10 protein-coding genes are annotated in these 17005 nt (G+C 73.5%); 2 read left to right on the forward strand and 8 right to left on the reverse strand.

Features of this window, described 5'->3' with window-relative positions; translation table 11 throughout:
- Positions 1 to 71: 71 nt before the first annotated feature.
- On the reverse strand, positions 72 to 623 hold the full coding sequence (gene nrdR, locus ABZ261_RS15140) for a transcriptional regulator NrdR (RefSeq protein WP_356859257.1): 552 nt from the start codon (positions 621 to 623) through the stop codon (positions 72 to 74).
- 561 nt (positions 624 to 1184) lie between these two features.
- Between nrdR and lexA the strand changes: the two genes are divergently transcribed.
- A complete protein-coding gene (lexA, locus tag ABZ261_RS15145) occupies positions 1185 to 1964 on the forward strand; it encodes a transcriptional repressor LexA (protein WP_356859150.1) in 780 nt (259 codons plus the stop codon).
- A gap of 177 nt (positions 1965 to 2141) precedes the next feature.
- On the opposite strand, the gene ABZ261_RS15150 is transcribed toward lexA, so the two are convergent.
- The 4 genes from ABZ261_RS15150 to ABZ261_RS15165 all read right to left on the reverse strand — a co-directional run bounded on the left by ABZ261_RS15150 (position 2142) and on the right by ABZ261_RS15165 (position 9152).
- Positions 2142 to 4142, reverse strand: a complete 2001-nt coding sequence (locus ABZ261_RS15150; protein WP_356859152.1) for an ATP-dependent DNA helicase — start codon at positions 4140 to 4142, stop codon at positions 2142 to 2144.
- Positions 4143 to 4520: 378 nt separating this feature from the next.
- Positions 4521 to 5291 (reverse strand): GNAT family N-acetyltransferase, encoded by a 771-nt coding sequence (locus tag ABZ261_RS15155; protein WP_356859154.1) that lies wholly within the window; start codon positions 5289 to 5291, stop codon positions 4521 to 4523.
- Between the two features lie 110 nt (positions 5292 to 5401).
- Positions 5402 to 7402, reverse strand: a complete 2001-nt coding sequence (locus ABZ261_RS15160) for an IucA/IucC family protein (protein ID WP_356859156.1) — start codon at positions 7400 to 7402, stop codon at positions 5402 to 5404.
- 256 nt (positions 7403 to 7658) lie between these two features.
- Positions 7659 to 9152 (reverse strand): diaminobutyrate--2-oxoglutarate transaminase family protein, encoded by a 1494-nt coding sequence (locus ABZ261_RS15165; RefSeq protein ID WP_356859158.1) that lies wholly within the window; start codon positions 9150 to 9152, stop codon positions 7659 to 7661.
- A 923-nt stretch (positions 9153 to 10075) separates the two neighbouring features.
- Between ABZ261_RS15165 and ABZ261_RS15170 the strand changes: the two genes are divergently transcribed.
- On the forward strand, positions 10076 to 11305 hold the full coding sequence (locus ABZ261_RS15170) for a hypothetical protein (protein WP_356859160.1): 1230 nt from the start codon (positions 10076 to 10078) through the stop codon (positions 11303 to 11305).
- A gap of 69 nt (positions 11306 to 11374) precedes the next feature.
- On the opposite strand, the gene hflX is transcribed toward ABZ261_RS15170, so the two are convergent.
- The 3 genes from hflX to ABZ261_RS15185 form a co-directional block, all read right to left on the reverse strand.
- Entirely contained in the window at positions 11375 to 12865 is a 1491-nt protein-coding gene (hflX, locus tag ABZ261_RS15175; protein ID WP_356859162.1) for a GTPase HflX, read from the reverse strand.
- A 171-nt stretch (positions 12866 to 13036) separates the two neighbouring features.
- A complete protein-coding gene (locus ABZ261_RS15180; RefSeq protein ID WP_356859164.1) occupies positions 13037 to 14587 on the reverse strand; it encodes a M1 family metallopeptidase in 1551 nt (516 codons plus the stop codon).
- Between the two features lie 84 nt (positions 14588 to 14671).
- Complete coding sequence (locus ABZ261_RS15185) at positions 14672 to 16942, reverse strand: HD domain-containing protein (RefSeq protein WP_356859166.1); 2271 nt, start codon at positions 16940 to 16942, stop codon at positions 14672 to 14674.
- Positions 16943 to 17005: the final 63 nt, after the last annotated feature.

A 17005-nucleotide genomic window follows, 5' to 3' on the forward strand; every position in this document is an offset into this window, starting at 1 on the left:
CGTCCGCGACAGGTCTTCGTCCGCCGCCTCCCGGCCGGAAGCCGGGTCTCCCCCGGTCTCCGGCCCGCCGGTCAGTCGGCGGCGTGGGCGGGCGGCGGGACCTGAGTGGTCCCGCCGGGCCCGCGGCCGTCTTCCTCGCTCCCCGCTCCCGCGCCTTCGTCGTCCGCGGCAGGGCCTCGCGTCGCCTCCCTGAGCTCCGCGATGGCGGCCTCGAAGTCGTCGAGCGAGTCGAACGCCCGGTAGACGGACGCGAACCGCAGATAGGCCACGAGGTCGAGCTCCTGCAGCGGGCCGAGTATGGCCAGCCCCACGTCGTGGGTGGTCAGCTCGGCACTCCCGGTCGCGCGCACCGCCTCCTCGACCCGCTGGCCGAGCTGGGCGAGCGCGTCCTCGGTGACAGGACGCCCCTGGCACGCCTTGCGCACACCATTGATGACCTTGGTGCGGCTGAACGGCTCGGTCACTCCGGACCGCTTGACCACCATCAGCGAACACGTCTCCACGGTCGTGAAGCGACGGGAGCAGTCGGGGCACTGGCGGCGCCTGCGGATCGACGTGCCGTCATCGGTCGTACGACTGTCGACCACGCGGCTGTCGGGGTGCCTGCAGAAGGGGCAATGCATGATCTCCAACCCTCCTCACAGCAGACTCAACAGCATCGTCGGACCCAGAGGCCCCGCCGAAGCAGCCCCAAGCATAGGCGATCGAGAAGCCGTCTCCGACCGGGGGGACCACAACTTCTGGGCCGCTGTAGCCATCCAACCACTACATGTGGGGATCGGCTCATACACCGAGGCGGAAAGGCGTGTCGGGGCGGAAAGGCGGCACGGGGCGCCCGGGAGGCCGGCAGCGGACACGTGCGCGGCCGTGCCGCGGCGGCACCGGCGAAAGCGGCGCGGGCGCCGCGGGGAGATGCACGCGGCACTCCGGCGGAATGGACCCCGCATCCCGGACCGCGGGATTCCGGATGGCACACTTGGGGGCCCCGGCCCGCAGGGTCGGCGACCCCGGCGGTGAAGAGTACAGCAATGGGGGCTTTTGCCCGCTGGGCGTCACGTGAGCCATACACCCAGACACATGGTCACGCCAGGGAAAATTCGCTTTTTCACTCGAACGTGTGTTTGGCGCAACCTTTCGAAAGCAACTACCGTTGTGCAGCAGGGAGACCATCGAGAGGGGCCGACGTGACCACCACCGCAGACAGTGCCACCATCACCGCCCAGGACCGCTCCCTGGGCCGAGTCGAGCCGGTACACGCGATGAACGAAGCCACGAATGCCGAGGGACACAAGCGCTCCCTGCCGGGCCGACCTCCAGGCATCCGGGCGGACAGCTCCGGACTGACCGACCGGCAGCGCCGGGTGATCGAGGTCATCAGGGACTCGGTGCAGCGGCGCGGCTACCCACCGTCCATGCGGGAGATCGGGCAGGCCGTCGGCCTCTCCAGCACGTCCTCCGTCGCCCATCAGCTGATGGCGCTGGAGCGCAAGGGCTTCCTGCGCCGTGACCCGCACCGCCCGCGCGCGTACGAGGTGCGCGGCTCCGACCAGACCGTGACCGTGCAGCCCACGGACACCGCGGGCAAGCCCGCCGCGTCGTACGTCCCCCTGGTCGGGCGCATCGCCGCCGGCGGCCCGATCCTCGCGGAGGAGTCCGTCGAGGACGTCTTCCCCCTCCCCCGGCAGCTCGTCGGCGACGGCGAACTGTTCGTCCTGAAGGTCGTCGGCGACTCCATGATCGAGGCCGCGATCTGCGACGGCGACTGGGTCACCGTGCGCCGCCAGCCGGTCGCCGAGAACGGCGACATCGTCGCCGCCATGCTCGACGGCGAAGCCACCGTCAAGCGCTTCAAGCGCGAGGACGGCCACGTATGGCTCCTCCCCCACAATGCCGCCTACGAGCCGATCCCCGGCGACGACGCGACCATTCTGGGCAAGGTCGTCGCGGTACTGCGGCGCGTCTGACAGCCGCTCCGGGCGGGCCCGCCCCCGCTCGCTCCCTGACCGGGCCCCGGAACCCCTGCGCCGGTTCCGGGGTCCTGCGTATGTCCGGGTGGCCGTTCGAGACCCCCGGCGCCGGGCGTGGCCTGACCGGCGCCGGTCAGGCCGGCCCCGCGATCCCCGCGATCGTCTCGCCCTCGCTCACCGCGTGCCGTCCTGCGTGTCCGCCCGGGCCTCCGCCTGCTTCGCCGCCGCGTCGATCGCCGCGAGCGATCTGCGTACCTGGTCACGGTCCGTGGTGTACCAGAAGTCCGGCAGCGAGGCCTTGATGTAGCCGCCGTACCGCGCGGTGGCCAGCCGCTGATCCAGTACGGCGACCACGCCCCGGTCGCCGGACGCCCGGACGAGACGGCCGGCGCCCTGCGCCATGAGCAGAGCGGCATGGGTCGCGGCCACCGCCATGAAACCGTTGCCCCCTGCTTCCTCCACCGCCTTCTGCCGCGCGCTCATCAACGGGTCGTCGGGACGCGGGAACGGAATCTTGTCCATGACGACCAGCTGGCAGCTCGGGCCCGGGACGTCGACGCCCTGCCACAGCGACAGCGTGCCGAACAGGCAGGTCCGGGGATCGGCCGCGAAGTTCTTGATCAGTTCGCCGAGGGTCTCCTCACCCTGCAGCAGGATCGGGAACTCCGGGATCCGGGAGCGCAGCTCCTCCGCCGCGAGCTGGGCGGCCCGCATGGAGGAGAACAGCCCGAGCGTACGACCGCCGGCCGCCTTGATCAGCTCGGTCAGCTCGTCCAGCATGTCGGACCGCTCGCCGTCACGCGCGGGACGGGCCAGGTGCTTGGCGACGTACAGGATGCCCTGTCTGCGGTAGTCGAAGGGCGAGCCGACGTCGACGCCCTTCCACTGCGGCAGGTCCTCGCCTTCCGCGCCCTCCGGGCCGAGTCCCAGTGATGCACCGATTCCGTTGAAGTCGCCGCCCAGTTTGAGCGTCGCCGAGGTGAGGACGACGGTACGGTCCGCGAAGAGCTTCTCCCGCAGGAGGCCCGACACCGACATGGGGGCGATCCTGAGGGAGGCGCCGAAGCGGTCGTGCCGCTCGTACCAGACGACGTCCCACTCCGAGCCGTTCAGGACACGCTCCGCCACGTCGTGCACCGTCTCCACGGAGGCCAGCGCCTGCTTGCGGACGGCGTCCTCGTCCTGCACGGACTTGTCACGCGTCGCTCCGATCGCCGAGACGACCGTACGGGCGGCGTCCCGCAGCGCCATGAGGGCGTACCCGAGGTCCTCCGGGATCTCCTCCAGGCGGCCCGGCAGCGCCAGCTCCATCAGCCGCTCGAAGCCCTCGGCGGCGGTCTGGAGCTGGTCGGCGGACTTCTCGTCGACCAGCTTGGCGGCGCGCCGCACGGCCCGGTTGACCTGGCCGGGCGTGAGCTCGCCCGTGGCGACGCCGGTGACCCGCGAGACGAGCTCATGCGCTTCGTCCACGATCAGCACCTCGTGCTGGGGCAGCACCGGGGCGCCCTCGATGGCGTCGATGGCCAGCAGGGCGTGGTTGGTGACCACGACTTCGGCGAGCTTGGCCCGCTCACGGGCCGTCTCCGCGAAGCACTCGGCGCCGTACGCGCACTTCGACGCGCCCAGGCACTCCCGTGAGGACACCGACACCTGCGCCCAGGCGCGGTCCGAGACACCCGGGGTGAGATCGTCCCGGTCACCGCTCTCGGTCTCGTCCGCCCAGTCCCGCAGCCGCAGCAGGTCCTGGCCGAGTCTGCTGGTGGGCGCGGCGGCCTCGAACTGGTCGAAGAGACCGTCCTCCTCGTCCTGCGGCATGCCTTCGTGCAGGCGGTGCAGGCACAGGTAGTTCGACCGGCCCTTGAGCATGGCGAACTCCGGGCGGCGGCGCAGGAGGGGGTGCAGGGCGTCCACGGTGCGCGGCAGGTCGCGCTCCACCAGCTGGCGCTGCAGGGCGAGGGTGGCCGTCGCGATCACCACCCGTTCTCCGTGCGCGAGCGCGGGCACGAGATAGCCCAGCGACTTTCCGGTGCCGGTGCCGGCCTGGACCAGCAGGTGGGATCCGTCGTCGATCGCCTCGGCGACCGCTTCGGCCATGGTGACCTGGCCGGGGCGCTCCGTACCGCTTACGGCAGCGACAGCGGCATGGAGGAGATCGGGGAGTGAGGGCTTCGTCATAGCCCGACCACCCTACGGCCCTGCACTGACAAACGGGGGGTCGCGGCGGGGACGGGCGGCGGGTTCACGACCGGGGCTCCTTGGACGGGGTGGGTGGGACCGGCTGATGGTGGACGGGTGAGCGGCCCGCGGGGACCGGGGCGCGGGATCGGGCCGGGTGGAAGCCACGGGGCTCCGGCGCACCGGAGAGCGGCGGGCCCGGCGCGCCGGGTGCTGCGGCGATTCCGGCCGGGTGCCGGGCGCCGGGTCCGGTGGCCGAAGCGCCTTGTTCCCACGGCCGTTCCTGCGGCAGGACGCTTCCCCGGGATTTTTCTCCGGTCGCGGGAACACCGTCGGACCGCCGTTCGTATCTCACTGTGAGCGCCCGATCACCAGTCGCTACGACGCATGGCGCGGGACCCGGTCCCGGATCATGAGAGCGGCCCGCTTCGCGGGCAGCGAGATCTCGGCCTCGAACCGGAAGCCGGCGCTCAGGAACGCGGACACGGAGGGGGTGTTGCGGAGATCGGGTTCCGCCACGACGCGTGCGCAGGCGGGACGCCGGTCGAGGATCAGGCCGGCCACGGCTCGGAGCAGGGCGGTTCCCAGGCCCCGTCCCCGGTCGGCGGCGTCCCCGACGAGGAGGTGGATACCGGTGTCGTGCGGACGGGCCGGGTAGTGGCGGGCCAGCGGGTCCAGATCTGCCCGGTAGATCTCCCAGTAGCTCATGGGGGTGCCGTCGAGCTGGCCGAGACACGGCACGCTGCGTCCGTCGCCCTCCAGCTGGGCCCGCAGATGGGTTTCCGTCCGGTCCGGGGGGCCGGCGAGGTCCCAGAACCGGTCCACGGCGGGGTCGTTCATCCAGCGGTGGACGAGGGGCAGGTCCTGCTGGATGCGTACGGGCACCAGACGGAAAGCACCGACCGGGGTCGCGACCGGACCCCAGGTGGCGATTCGGTCGAGGAGGGCGGCCGTCATGGCGGCGCGGAGGGTGATGAACTCGTCGGGCAGGCGCAGGTCCAGGGTGTCCTCGCTGTCCGCGTCGTCGTCCTCGGCGGTGAAGTCGCGGTAGGGCGAGTACCGGGGGTGTGCGATGTCCGCTCGGGGGTCTGCGCGGCCCGGCTGGGCAGGGGCGGGGCCGGTTCCGGCGCTCGCGTCGATGGGAGGCACGGTGCGCTCCTTACAGGGAGGGGGGCGGGTCATGTTCCTCGCAGGTGCGGGGAGACGGTGCGGCTCGCCCGGCACGTGGGCCGGCGCGGGCGGTGCGCCGGGTGCCGGGCTCACGGATGGAGGGGGTTGGCGATGGTGACGTAGACGGACTGGGTGTCGACCGGGCCGACGAGTTCGTCGAGGCCGTGCAGCCGGGTCAAGAGGTTGGCCTTGCAGCGCAGGACGGGTGAGTCGAGCAGGCGGCCGGGCAGGGAGGAGCGCAGTGGGGCGGGCCCCGAGGCGAGGTCGCTGAGGAAGCGGCGGAAGGCCGCGAGGAGCAGTCGCTCGTCGGCGAGGCGCTGGGAGCCGAACGCGCCGATGAGGCCGAGCACGTTGTTGACGGCGAGGTAGTAGGCGAAGCGTTCGTCGGTGACCTCGTCGGGGACGAAGGTGTCGCTGCGCTCGCCGATGCCGGGCAGCCGGGCGTCCAGTTCGGCTCGCCGGGACTCGCGGAAGTAGTAGCCCTGGTTGTCGCGGTAGCGGCCGCCGGTGGGCCAGCCGTCGCGGTCCAGCAGGACCAGTGTGTTCTGCTGGTGGGCTTCGAGGGCGATGCCGGCCTCGCCGTCCAGCCAGAGCACGGGCCGGACGACCTGCTCCAGGTACCGCAGGAACCACTCCGCGGCGACCGCGCCGACAGGCCGCCCGGTGCGGGCCGCGAGCCGTGCCACGAGCCGGTCCAGCCGGGACCGCAGCGGCGCGGTTCCCGTCGGCGAGGCAGTCGCGTTCGGGTCGGCGAAGGGCCGGGGCGAGACCAGTCCGGCGACGCAGGCGACGTCGTCGGCCGGGGTGAACGGGTTGTGCCGGACGACCACGTCGAGTCCCGGCACGGGCCGGCCGTCCGGGTCGTCGACGGCGAGCCAGGCCGGGTCGCGGACGATGTCGAAGCCGGGGTGTGCGGCCTGCCACCGCCGGGCGAGGCCGGTGCGCAGCAGGCGGTGCACCTCGACTCCGCGGTGGAGTTCCTTGCGCAGGTTCTCCCTGCGCGAGTTGGTGATGCGCAGGCCCAGCGACAGTTTGAGCATCGCGGGTGCGCCGGTCCGGTGGACGGTGCGTACCGAGGAGGTGGGGTGCCAGACAGGGCCCGAGGGGCCGAGGTCGCGCAGGAGTCCGGCGTCGAGCAGCGCGGCGACGGAGGGGCGGTGCCGTACCTCGCGCGCCTGCCAGGGGTGCAGGGGCAGGACGGTGTGTCCGTCGGGCAGCGGCGGTTCCGATCCGGCGAGGCGTCGGGTGAGGTGGGCGGCGGGCACGGGCCGGCCGCGCTCGGTCCAGGCCGAGTCTGCCGTGAGGAGGGAGGGGGCGACGGCCAGCCAGTGGAGGGGGAAGGAACCGCGCAGTTCGGGTGAGTACCGGTCGGCTTCGGCCTCGGTCAGGCCCTCCCGGCTCTTGGGCGCCGGGTGCAGCGGGTGTCCGAGGAGGAGGGCCTGTTCGGCGCTGAGGAAGAGGTCGGGGATGTCGGCGGGGTGGTCACGGCGGTGGCGGATGAAGGCTTCGGTGCGGCGGACGGAGTCGGCGACCCTGGACACGAGGTCGCCGCCGTCGCAGGGGCTGACGGCGGCCGGGTCGCAGGGGCCGACGGCGGCCGGGTCGCAGGGGCCGACGGCGGCCGGGTCGCAGGGGCGGGGGGTGCTGTCCGTGTCGCCGGCTCGTTCCCTGACGAGCATGGCCGCGAGGGTGACGGCGTCGACGGGCGGTGCGGTGTCGGGGGCGTCGGTGAAGCGCGGCCGGCCGAAACGGTGCCAGCCCGTCGGGGACCAGTAGCGGACCGGTGCGATCAGGGTGGTGCCGCTGGCGGGCAGCGGGATGCGGAGGCTGCCGGTCGTCGGGGCGGTGACTCCGGTCTCGCGGGTCCAGCAGCGCAGGAGGTTCTCCACGGCGGCGGCCTGGGCCGCGCTGCGCGGGTCGGGGTCCTCCAGGGGGTCGGCGCCGGGCACGGTCCGCCGCGTCAGGTCCGCGTCCCGCCTCTTCTGCTGGGGGACCGCCTCGGTGAGCGGTACGGGTGAGGCGGGGGCGCCGGAGCCTTTGGGGTCGTCGGGGGCGCCGGAGCGGCCGTCGGGCGGGGGCGTGGCGTTCATGACGGCTCCTCGGGGCTGGGGAGGTGGCGCCGGCTCGGTCGGTCCGCTCGGCCGCCGCGCCCCGGTCCGGTGGTGCCGGGAGGTGACGGGCGGACCGGGGAGCGGGGAGAGCGGGGCGTGAACGAGGCGGCTGTGCGGTTGTCGCCGGCGGTGGGCGCCGGCCGGATGCCCGGGAAGGGGGCGGGTGGAGACGAGGTGGTGCGGCGTTCTGAGGGCTGGTGCCGTCGGCGGGGGTCCGGCGGGGCGGCCGCGGTGCTCAGCCCGGTCGTCGGGCGGGGCCGTGGACTCGTCGGTGGCCTGGGCCGTGGGCCTCGTCGCGTGGGCCGTGGGGCTGGTGCCGGCGTGCCGCGGCTGCCACGGCGTCGGCCAGGCGGTCGAGTACGGCCGTCGCCTGTTCGTCGCTGATCGTCAGCGGTGGCAGCAGCCGGACCACGGAGGCGTGGCGGCCGCCCAGTTCGACGATGAGGCCGCGCTGGAGGCACTCCTGCTGTACGGCGGCGGCGAGTTCGGGTGCGGTGGGGCGCGGGGCGCGGGCGGTTCGCTGTCCGGGCGGTGCGGGGCGGCCGAGGCCGGCGGCCGATCCCGCGTGCGGGGCGGCTGCGTCGGCTTCCGGGTCGACCAGTTCCAGCCCGATCATGAGTCCGCGCCCTCGTACATCGCCCACGCAGTCGAAGTCGTCGGCGAGGCGTCGCAGTTGCGTCAGCATGCGGGAGCCGAGGGCGGCGGCTCGGCCGGCGAGGTCGTTCTCGCGGACGTAGGCGAGGGTGGCTGCGCCCGCGGCCATGGCGAGCTGGTTGCCGCGGAACGTGCCGGCGTGGGCGCCGGGTTGCCAGACGTCGAGATCGTCGCGGTAGACGATCACGGCCAGGGGCAGGCTGCCGCCGATGGCCTTGGACAGGACCATGACGTCGGGGGTGACGCCGCTGTGGTCGACGGCCCAGAAGGCGCCCGTGCGGCCGACCCCGGTCTGGATCTCGTCGGCGATCAGCGGGATGGACCGGTCCGCCGTGAGCCGGCGCATGCGGCGCAGCCAGTCGTCCGGTGCGGGGATCACCCCGCCCTCGCCCTGGACGGGTTCGAGGATCATCCCGGCGGGCAGGGGGACGCCGGACTTGGGGTCGTCGAGGAGGGACTCGGTGAGGCGGGCGGCGAGTTCGGCGCCCCGCGGCCCGCCGACGCCGAAGGGGCAGCGGTAGTCCTGCGGGTAGGGCAGGCGGGCCACGCGGACGTCCCGGGCGCCGCCGGACGCTGCCAGGGCGCCGGCGGTCATGCCGTGGTAGGCGCCGGTGAAGGCGAGGAGGCCGGTGCGGCCGGTCGCGGTGCGGACCAGTGTGCAGGCGGCCTCGACGGCGTCGGTGCCGGCGGGGCCGCAGAACTGGACGCGGGCACGGTCGGCCAGACCCGGCGGGAGGGTGCGGAACAGCTCGGTGATGAAGGCGTCCTTGACGGGGGTCGCCAGATCGAGGACGGAGAGGGGGGCGCCGGAGTCGAGGACCCGGCGGACGGCTTCCAGCACGACGGGGTGGTTGTGGCCGAGGGCGAGGGTGCCGGCCCCGGAGAGGCAGTCCAGGTACCGGCGGCCGTCGGCGCCCTCGATGGTGAGCCCTCGCGCCCGGACGGGCACGATGGGCAGGGCGCGGGCATAGGTGCGCGCCGAGGACTCACGCGCCGACTGGCGTCGCAGGATCGCCTCGTGCGCGGCACGCTCTTCCCCGGACGCCCCTTCAGCCACCGACTCGGTCACGGCCACCGCTCACTGTCCTCCCGCTTCTCCAGAGGCGAGTTGATCCGCGGGACCGGGCACAGGCAGCAGGCCCCACCGCTAACAACCGCGGACTGCCCACCGGGTTACGGGTGTTGCCGGAATCGTTGCCGCGGCGGGACCGTTCCCGCGTCGCGGCCAGGGCGCCGGCGGGGCCGTTGCGCGCGGCGGCCGTCCGTCTGTACGCGGGCCGGTGTGCGGCCGTGCGGGCCGGGCCGCGCAGGACACCGGGCGGTGGGCTCAGTCCTCGCACCCGCGTTCGGGGCGCGGTTGGCCCGTCGCGGGGGTGTCCTCCTGGTCCGCCTTGCCCTCCCCCGAGGGGGCCGGGGCGGCGTCGGCCGAGCCCGGTGCGGCCGGTCCGCCGGTCCGCGTGTCGCCTCGGGGTGCTGCCCCGTGCAGGCGCCCGTCAGAACCGTGCAGCGACGGTGCCGAAGAGGGCGAGGCCCTTGCGTGCACGCGGGGGACGCCGGTCGAGGGAAGGAGGCGCCGCCGCGTCTCGGCAGGCGCGGGACGGGACGGCACGTGGCGCAGGGACTCGGTGGGCGGATCCGCGGCCGTCCCCCGCGCGCGTCCCCTGATCCGAACCGTGCGGCATGCGCCCGGCCCGGTGGATCCGAGGCGGCCGTCCGCCGGGACGCGAGACACGGCGACCCGTCATGTGCGGTCCGGCGGTGGGCAGGCCGCGCCGATGCCTTGGCGGACGGTCCAGGTGACGCCACCGGGTCGGAAGAGGAGCAGGTCAGGCAGCTCGTAGCGAAACCGTTGCCGTTCCGTCGGAACTCCCCCGCAGCGAGCGCATAGGGTGTGATGCCGTCCCAGAAAGACGTGGGGCCGGCACGAACTCCCTCTGGGTGGCGTGCCGGTGACGCGTCCGAGCGCCGAGTTCCTTCACAGCAGGGGGAGTCACAAGCATGCGATCCATACGGCCGTCGTTCACCGTCCGGCGAGGGAGGGGCCCAGGCCGCGCCTCCCGCGCGCTGACGGCGGTCGCCCTCGTCTCGGCGCTGGCGATGACCGCCACCGCCTGCAGCGGCGACGGTGACGACAACGCCGACGGCACGCCGAGCGCCACCGCGACCGCGGGCGGCACCGGCGACGGAAAGATCAGGATCTCGGACGACCTCAGGCGGAGGTTGAAGGACCACGGGATCGACGTCGACAAGTGGAAGAACGGCGCCTGGAAGAACTGGGACAGGGAGGACTGGCTGCGCGAGGCCAACGACTTCATCAACCCGATCATCAAGGGGCTGTGGGACCCGGACCGGATGCGGGACGCCGACGACCCGGACAGGGGCGTCGACGACAACGACATCACCGGTGACCAGGGCGTGACGGACCCGACGCCGCCGCCGGTGAAGGCGCAGGCCGTGACACCGCCGTACCACGCGCAGGCGGCCACCTCGGGCAAGCTGCTCTTCGACGCCCCCGACGGCACCATGGTCTGCTCGGCGACGGTCGTGACGGACCCGGCGCACCCGGGCAAGTCCAACCTCGTGTGGACGGCGGGGCACTGTGTGCACGCCGGCAAGAAGGGCGGCTGGTACCGCAACATCGCCTTCGTGCCCTCGTACAACGACCAGGGCAAGTCGGCCGCCGCGCTGGAGACCGCCGGCCGGTCCGAGGTCGCCCCGTACGGCGTGTGGTGGGCCGACGCGGCGAAGACCTCGCAGCAGTGGATCAACGAAGGCGGTCAGACCGGCGGCAACGGCGCCTCGTACGACTTCGCCGTCATCCATGTGACGCCGGAGCAGGGCAGCGCCGGCAAGTCGCTGGAGGAGACGGTCGGCGGTGCGCTGCCGGTCGACTTCGACGCCCCGGCGGTGTCGAAGGTCGAGAGCATCACGGCGAAGGGGTACCCGGCGGCGGCGCCGTACGACGGTCAGCTGCTGTACCAGTGCCAGGACAAGCCGGGCCGGCTGTCCATCGACCAGTCCGACCCGACGATGTACCGGATCGGCTGCACCATGACCGGTGGCTCCTCCGGCGGCGGCTGGGTGGAGACGGGCGCCGACGGCAAGCCGGCCCTGGTGTCCAACACGTCCATCGGTCCGGTGAACGCGGGCTGGCTGGCCGGCCCCCGGCTCGGTGACGTGGCCAAGAGCGTGTACGAGTCGGTGAGCAAGCAGTTCGCCGGGCAGTGAGCCCCGGCCCCTGAGCACGGCGGAGGCCCGCCACCCGGACGGGGTGGCGGGCCTCCGCGCTGCCGTGGGTCAGGCGGCGGGAACCGCTGCGTACGGTGCCAGGTCCGCCGCGAGCTCCTCGTGCACCCGGACCTTGAGCAGGGTGCCCTCCGCGGTGTGCTCCTCGGAGATCACCTCGCCCTCGGTGTGGGCGCGGGCGACGAGCTTGCCGTGCGTGTACGGCACGAGCGCCTCGATCTCGACCGACGGGCGGGGCAGCTCGTCGTCGATCAGGGCGAGCAGCTCCTCGATGCCCTGGCCGGTGCGGGCCGAGACGGCGATGGAGCGCTTCTCGATGCGCAGCAGCCGCTGCAGGACCAGCGGGTCGGCGGCGTCCGCCTTGTTGATCACGACGATCTCCGGCACGCCGGTGGCGCCGACGTCCCGGATCACCTCGCGCACGGCGGCGAGCTGCTCCTCCGGGTTCGGGTGCGAACCGTCCACCACGTGCAGGATCAGGTCGGAGTCGCCGACCTCCTCCATGGTGGAGCGGAAGGCCTCGACCAGGTGGTGCGGCAGGTGCCGGACGAAACCGACGGTGTCGGCCAGCGTGTACAGGCGCCCGCTGGGCGTCTCGGCGCGGCGGACGGTCGGGTCCAGGGTCGCGAACAGGGCGTTCTCGACCAGGACACCGGCGCCGGTGAGGCGGTTGAGCAGGGAGGACTTGCCGGCGTTGGTGTAGCCGGCGATGGCCACGGAGGGCACCTTGTTGCGCCGGCGCTCCTGGCGCTTGACCTCGCGGCCGGTCTTCATCTCCGCGATCTCCCGGCGCATCTTCGCCATCTTCTCGCGGATCCGGCGCCGGTCCGTCTCGATCTTGGTCTCACCGGGGCCACGCGTGGCGAGGCCACCGCGACCGCCGCCCATCTGCCGGGACAGCGACTGACCCCAGCCGCGCAGCCGCGGCAGCATGTACTGCATCTGCGCCAGGGCGACCTGGGCCTTGCCCTCGCGGGACTTGGCGTGCTGGGCGAAGATGTCCAGGATCAGGGCCGTACGGTCGATGACCTTGACCTTGACGACGTCCTCCAGCTGGATCAGCTGGCCGGGGCTCAGCTCACCGTCGCAGATGACGGTGTCCGCCCCGGTCTCGAGGACGATGTCGCGCAGCTCGGCGGCCTTGCCCGAGCCGATGTAGGTGGCGGCGTCGGGCTTGTCCCGGCGCTGGATGACGCCGTCGAGCACGAGCGCGCCCGCCGTCTCGGCGAGGGCGGCCAGCTCCGCGAGGGAGTTCTCGGCGTCCTGCGCGGTGCCGGTGGTCCACACCCCGACGAGCACGACCCGCTCCAGGCGGAGCTGGCGGTACTCGACCTCGGTGACGTCCTCCAGCTCGGTGGACAGGCCCACCACGCGCCGCAGGGCCGCGCGCTCGGAGCGGTCGAACTGGTCGCCGTCCCGCTCGCCGTCGATCTCGTGGCTCCAGGCGACGTCCTCTTCCATCAGGGCATCGGCCCGAAGACCCTCGGGATAGGCGTGCGCGAGGCGCTTGGTGTCCTGGGAAGGGGATGAAGAGGAGGTCATTGGATCCTTACGTCGATGAGAGTGCCGTTGCGGCGTCGGCCGGGCGGTCTCCGTGACCGCTCGTGGTGTCCAACGCACGGGTACCCCGGGAGATTCCCGTGTCGCCTCCCGTGTCCCCTCGTGCGCCGACCCTGTAGATGGTCGCACGGGACGGCACGTCTCGTCATCGGGTTATCGCGGGGTGCGCGGCGGGGTGGAGCCGGCCGGTTGCCGCGGCGTGCGCGGCGTGCGCGACGGGGTCGACCTGTCCGCCGCCGCCGGCTTCCAGTCCGGGTGGCCGGGCATCGGCGGTGTCCTCTCCCCGTACAGCCAGTCCCCGAGGAAGCCGCCGAGGTCGCGGCCGGCGACGGCCGAGGCCAGCCGGACGAAGTCGGCGGTGGTGGCGGTGGCGTCCCGGTGCTCCTGGAGCCAGAGCCGTTCCAGCCGCTCGAAGGCGGGCCGGCCGATCTCCTGCCGCAGGGCGTACAGCACGAGCGCGGCGCCGTCGTAGACGTTGGCCCGGAAGATGCCGATCTTCTGGCCGGGGGCCGGCGGCTTGGGCCGGGCCGGCGGGCCGCCGTCCGCGCGCCAGCGGTCGGAGGCGCCGTAGGCGGCCTTCATCCGGTCCTCCATGGGCCGGTCCGCCTTCTCCTCGGCGTACAGCTCCTCGTACCAGGTGGCGTGTCCCTCGTTCAGCCACACGTCGGACCAGGCGCGCGGGGTGACGCTGTCCCCGAACCACTGGTGGGACAGCTCGTGCACCATGACCGACTCGACGTACCAGGCCGGGTAGGCGGACCCGGTGAACAGGCCCTTCTCGAAGAGCGAGAGGGTCTGTGTCTCCAGTTCGAAGCCCGTGGACGCCTGTGCCATCAGCACGCCGTAGGTCTCGAACGGGTAGCGGCCGACCTTGCTCTCCAGCCAGGCGATCTGTCCGGGCGTCTTCGCGAGCCACGGTTCGAGGGCCTTGCGGTCGGCGGTGGGCACGACGTCGCGCAGGGGCAGCCCGTGCGGCCCGGTGCGGCGCACAACGGTGGAGCGGCCGATGGACACCTGGGCGAGTTCGGTGGCCATGGGGTGCTCGGTGCGGTAGGTCCAGGTGGTGGTGCGGCCGGTCCGGTCCGCTGCGGCGCGCGTGCCGTTGGCGACGGCGGTGTGGCCGTTCGGGGCGGTGATCCGGAAGGTGAACATCGCCTTGTCGGACGGGTGGTCGTTGCAGGGGAAGACCAGGTGGGCGGCGTCGGCCTGGTTCGCCATGGCCAGACCGTCCGCGGTGCGCACCCAGCCGCCGTCCTGGCCCTTTCCGGGGACGGGATCGCTGGTGTGCCGCACGACGATCCGGGTCCGCTCCCCCCGGGACAGCGGGGCGGCCGGGGTCACCACCAGGTCCTCGCCGGCGCCGGTGAAGTCCGCGGGGCGCCCGTCGACCTCGACGGACCACACGGTGCCGTGCGCGAAGTCGAGGTTGAGGCGGTCCAGGTCGGCGGTGGTCCGGGCGTCGATGGCGGTGACGGCCTCGAGCGGCTTGTCGTTGGTGCCCGGGTAGGTGAGGGAGATGTCGTACGACGCCACGTCGTAGCCCGGGTTGCCGAGGTACGGGTAGAGCCGGTCGCCGACGCCCAGGGGTTCGGCCGGGGCCGCGGCGGCGAGGAGGCAGACGGAGAGGGCGGAGGCCAGCAGGGCCGCTTCTCGGCGCCGGGGGCCGCGCGGCGGCCGGGGCCGTTGACGGGGGGTGAGCAGCATGGACCACCGCTACCAGGGCGGGACCGTCCCGCGGCGGCGACGCGCGTCCGGCCCACCCGAACGGGTCGGCCGGACACGCCGTCCTCAGGAGGCCGGCGCCTGGTGCTGCGCCCTGCTCACGTCGTACACCCCGGGCACGTCCCGCATGGCGCGCATCAGGGCGGGGAGGTGGGCCGCGTCGGGGAGCTGGAGGGTGTAGGTGTGGCGCACCCGCTGCTGGCTGGGCGGTTCGACGGTGGCGGAGACGATCTCGGCTCCCTCCAGGGCGATCGCCTCGGTGAGGTCGGCGAGCAGGTGGGGGCGGCCGAACGATTCGGCGACCAGGGTGACCCGGCACTCGGCGGTGTCCCCCCAGCGCACGCCGATCTCCGGGCGCCCCCGGTTCGTCATGTGCGCCACCGCGGCGCACTCCACGCGGTGCACGGTCACCACGCCTCCCCGGACGGCGAACCCGGTGATCTCGTCCGGCGGCACGGGCGTACAGCATCCGGCGAGCCGGACGGCGGCCCCGGGCCGGTCCGCGAGGACGTCGGCACGCGGGGGGCGGGCCGCGGAAGGGCCCTCGGCGGCCGCGGCGGCCGCCGTGCTCCGCGTGCGGTCCGCGGCGGCGGTGGCGCGGGGCGGTGTCGCGCCCGCCGGGGTGTCGGCGCGGGGCGGGGGCGCCGCTTCGGCCCGCGCCGTGGCAGCGGCCCCGGCGGCGTGGTCCAGGTCCCCGCCCGTCCGCCCGTCCTCGGCGCCGGCGCCGCCGGGGCGCGCGGCCAGCCGGCGCTGGATGGCGATGCGGGCGGCGGGGGTGTGGGCGTGCTCCAGCCACTCCCGGGAGGGCTCGGAGGCCGGGTCCTGGCCCATGAGCAGCTGGACGGTGTCGCCGTCGCGCAGGACCGTGCTGAGGGTGGCCAGGCGGCCGTTGACCCGGGCGCCGATGCAGGCGTGGGCGTCCTCGCCGTACTGGGCGTACGCGGCGTCCACGCAGCTCGCGCCCTCGGGCAGGCCGAGGGCGCCGCCGTCGGGGCGGAAGACGGTGATCTCCCGGTCCTGGGCGAGGTCCTCGCGCAGGGTGGACCAGAAGGTGTCGGGGTCGGAAGCGGCCTGCTGCCAGTCGAGGAGGCGGGAGAGCCAGCCGGGGCGGGTCGGGTCCGCGCGCTCGCCGTCGGCGGGGTCGTCGGAGGCGGGGGCGTACGGATTGCCGAGGGCGACGACGCCGGCCTCGGCGACCTTGTGCATCTGGTGGGTGCGGATGAGGACTTCGACGACCTGGCCGTCGGCGCGGGCGACGGCGGTGTGCAGGGACTGGTAAAGGTTGAACTTCGGTACGGCGATGAAGTCCTTGAACTCGGAGACGACCGGTGTCATGCAGGTGTGCAGTTCGCCGAGGACGCCGTAGCAGTCCGCGTCCTCGTTCACCAGCACCAGCAGCCGGCCGAAGTCGGCGCCGCGCAGCTGTCCGCGTTTGCGGGCCACCCGGTGGACGGAGACGAAGTGCCGGGGGCGGATGAGCACGTCGGCCGGGATGCCCGCCTCGCGCAGGACCCCGCGGACCTCGTCGGCGACCTCGGCGAGCGGGTCGCCGGGACGGGCGGCGTTCTCGGCGATGAGGTTCCTGGTGTGCTCGTACTCCTCGGGGTGGAGGATGGCGAAGACCAGGTCCTCCAGTTCGGTCTTCAGGGCCTGCACCCCGAGGCGTTCGGCGAGCGGGATGAGCACGTCACGGGTGACCTTGGCGATCCGGGCCTGTTTCTCGGGGCGCATCACGCCGAGCGTGCGCATGTTGTGCAGGCGGTCGGCGAGTTTGATCGACATCACGCGTACGTCGTTGCCCGTGGCGACGAGCATCTTGCGGAAGGTCTCCGGCTCGGCGGCGGCTCCGTAGTCGACCTTCTCCAGTTTCGTGACGCCGTCGACCAGATAACGCACCTCCTCGCCGAACTGGTCCCGCACCTGCTCCAGCGTCACCTCGGTGTCCTCGACCGTGTCGTGCAGCAGAGAGGCCGTCAGCGTGGTGGTCTCCGCGCCGAGTTCGGCGAGGATGAGGGTCACGGCGAGCGGGTGGGTGATGTACGGCTCGCCGCTCTTGCGCATCTGGCCGCGGTGGGAGGACTCGGCGAGGACGTAGGCGCGGCGCAGCGGTTCGAGGTCCGCGTCGGGGTGGTGGGCGCGGTGCGCCTCCACGACGTGGCTGATCGCGTCGGGCAGCTTGTCGCGGGCGGCCGGGCCGAGCAGCGCGGCGCGGCCGAGCCGGCGCAGGTCGAGCCGGGCCCGGGACTTCCGGCGGGCCGCCGTGGGCGCGGCGGACGGCGTCGGCGCCGTGGGCGCCACCGGGCCAGGGGTCGCAGGATTCGTGGCCTCCGCACTCATGGGCACCTCCGGCTCGTGGACCGGCGGACGGGCCCCAGGGCGTACGCGGCTCGGGGATTGGCG

This window comes from Streptomyces sp. NPDC006193, assembly GCF_040613915.1.
Taxonomy (GTDB): domain Bacteria; phylum Actinomycetota; class Actinomycetes; order Streptomycetales; family Streptomycetaceae; genus Streptomyces.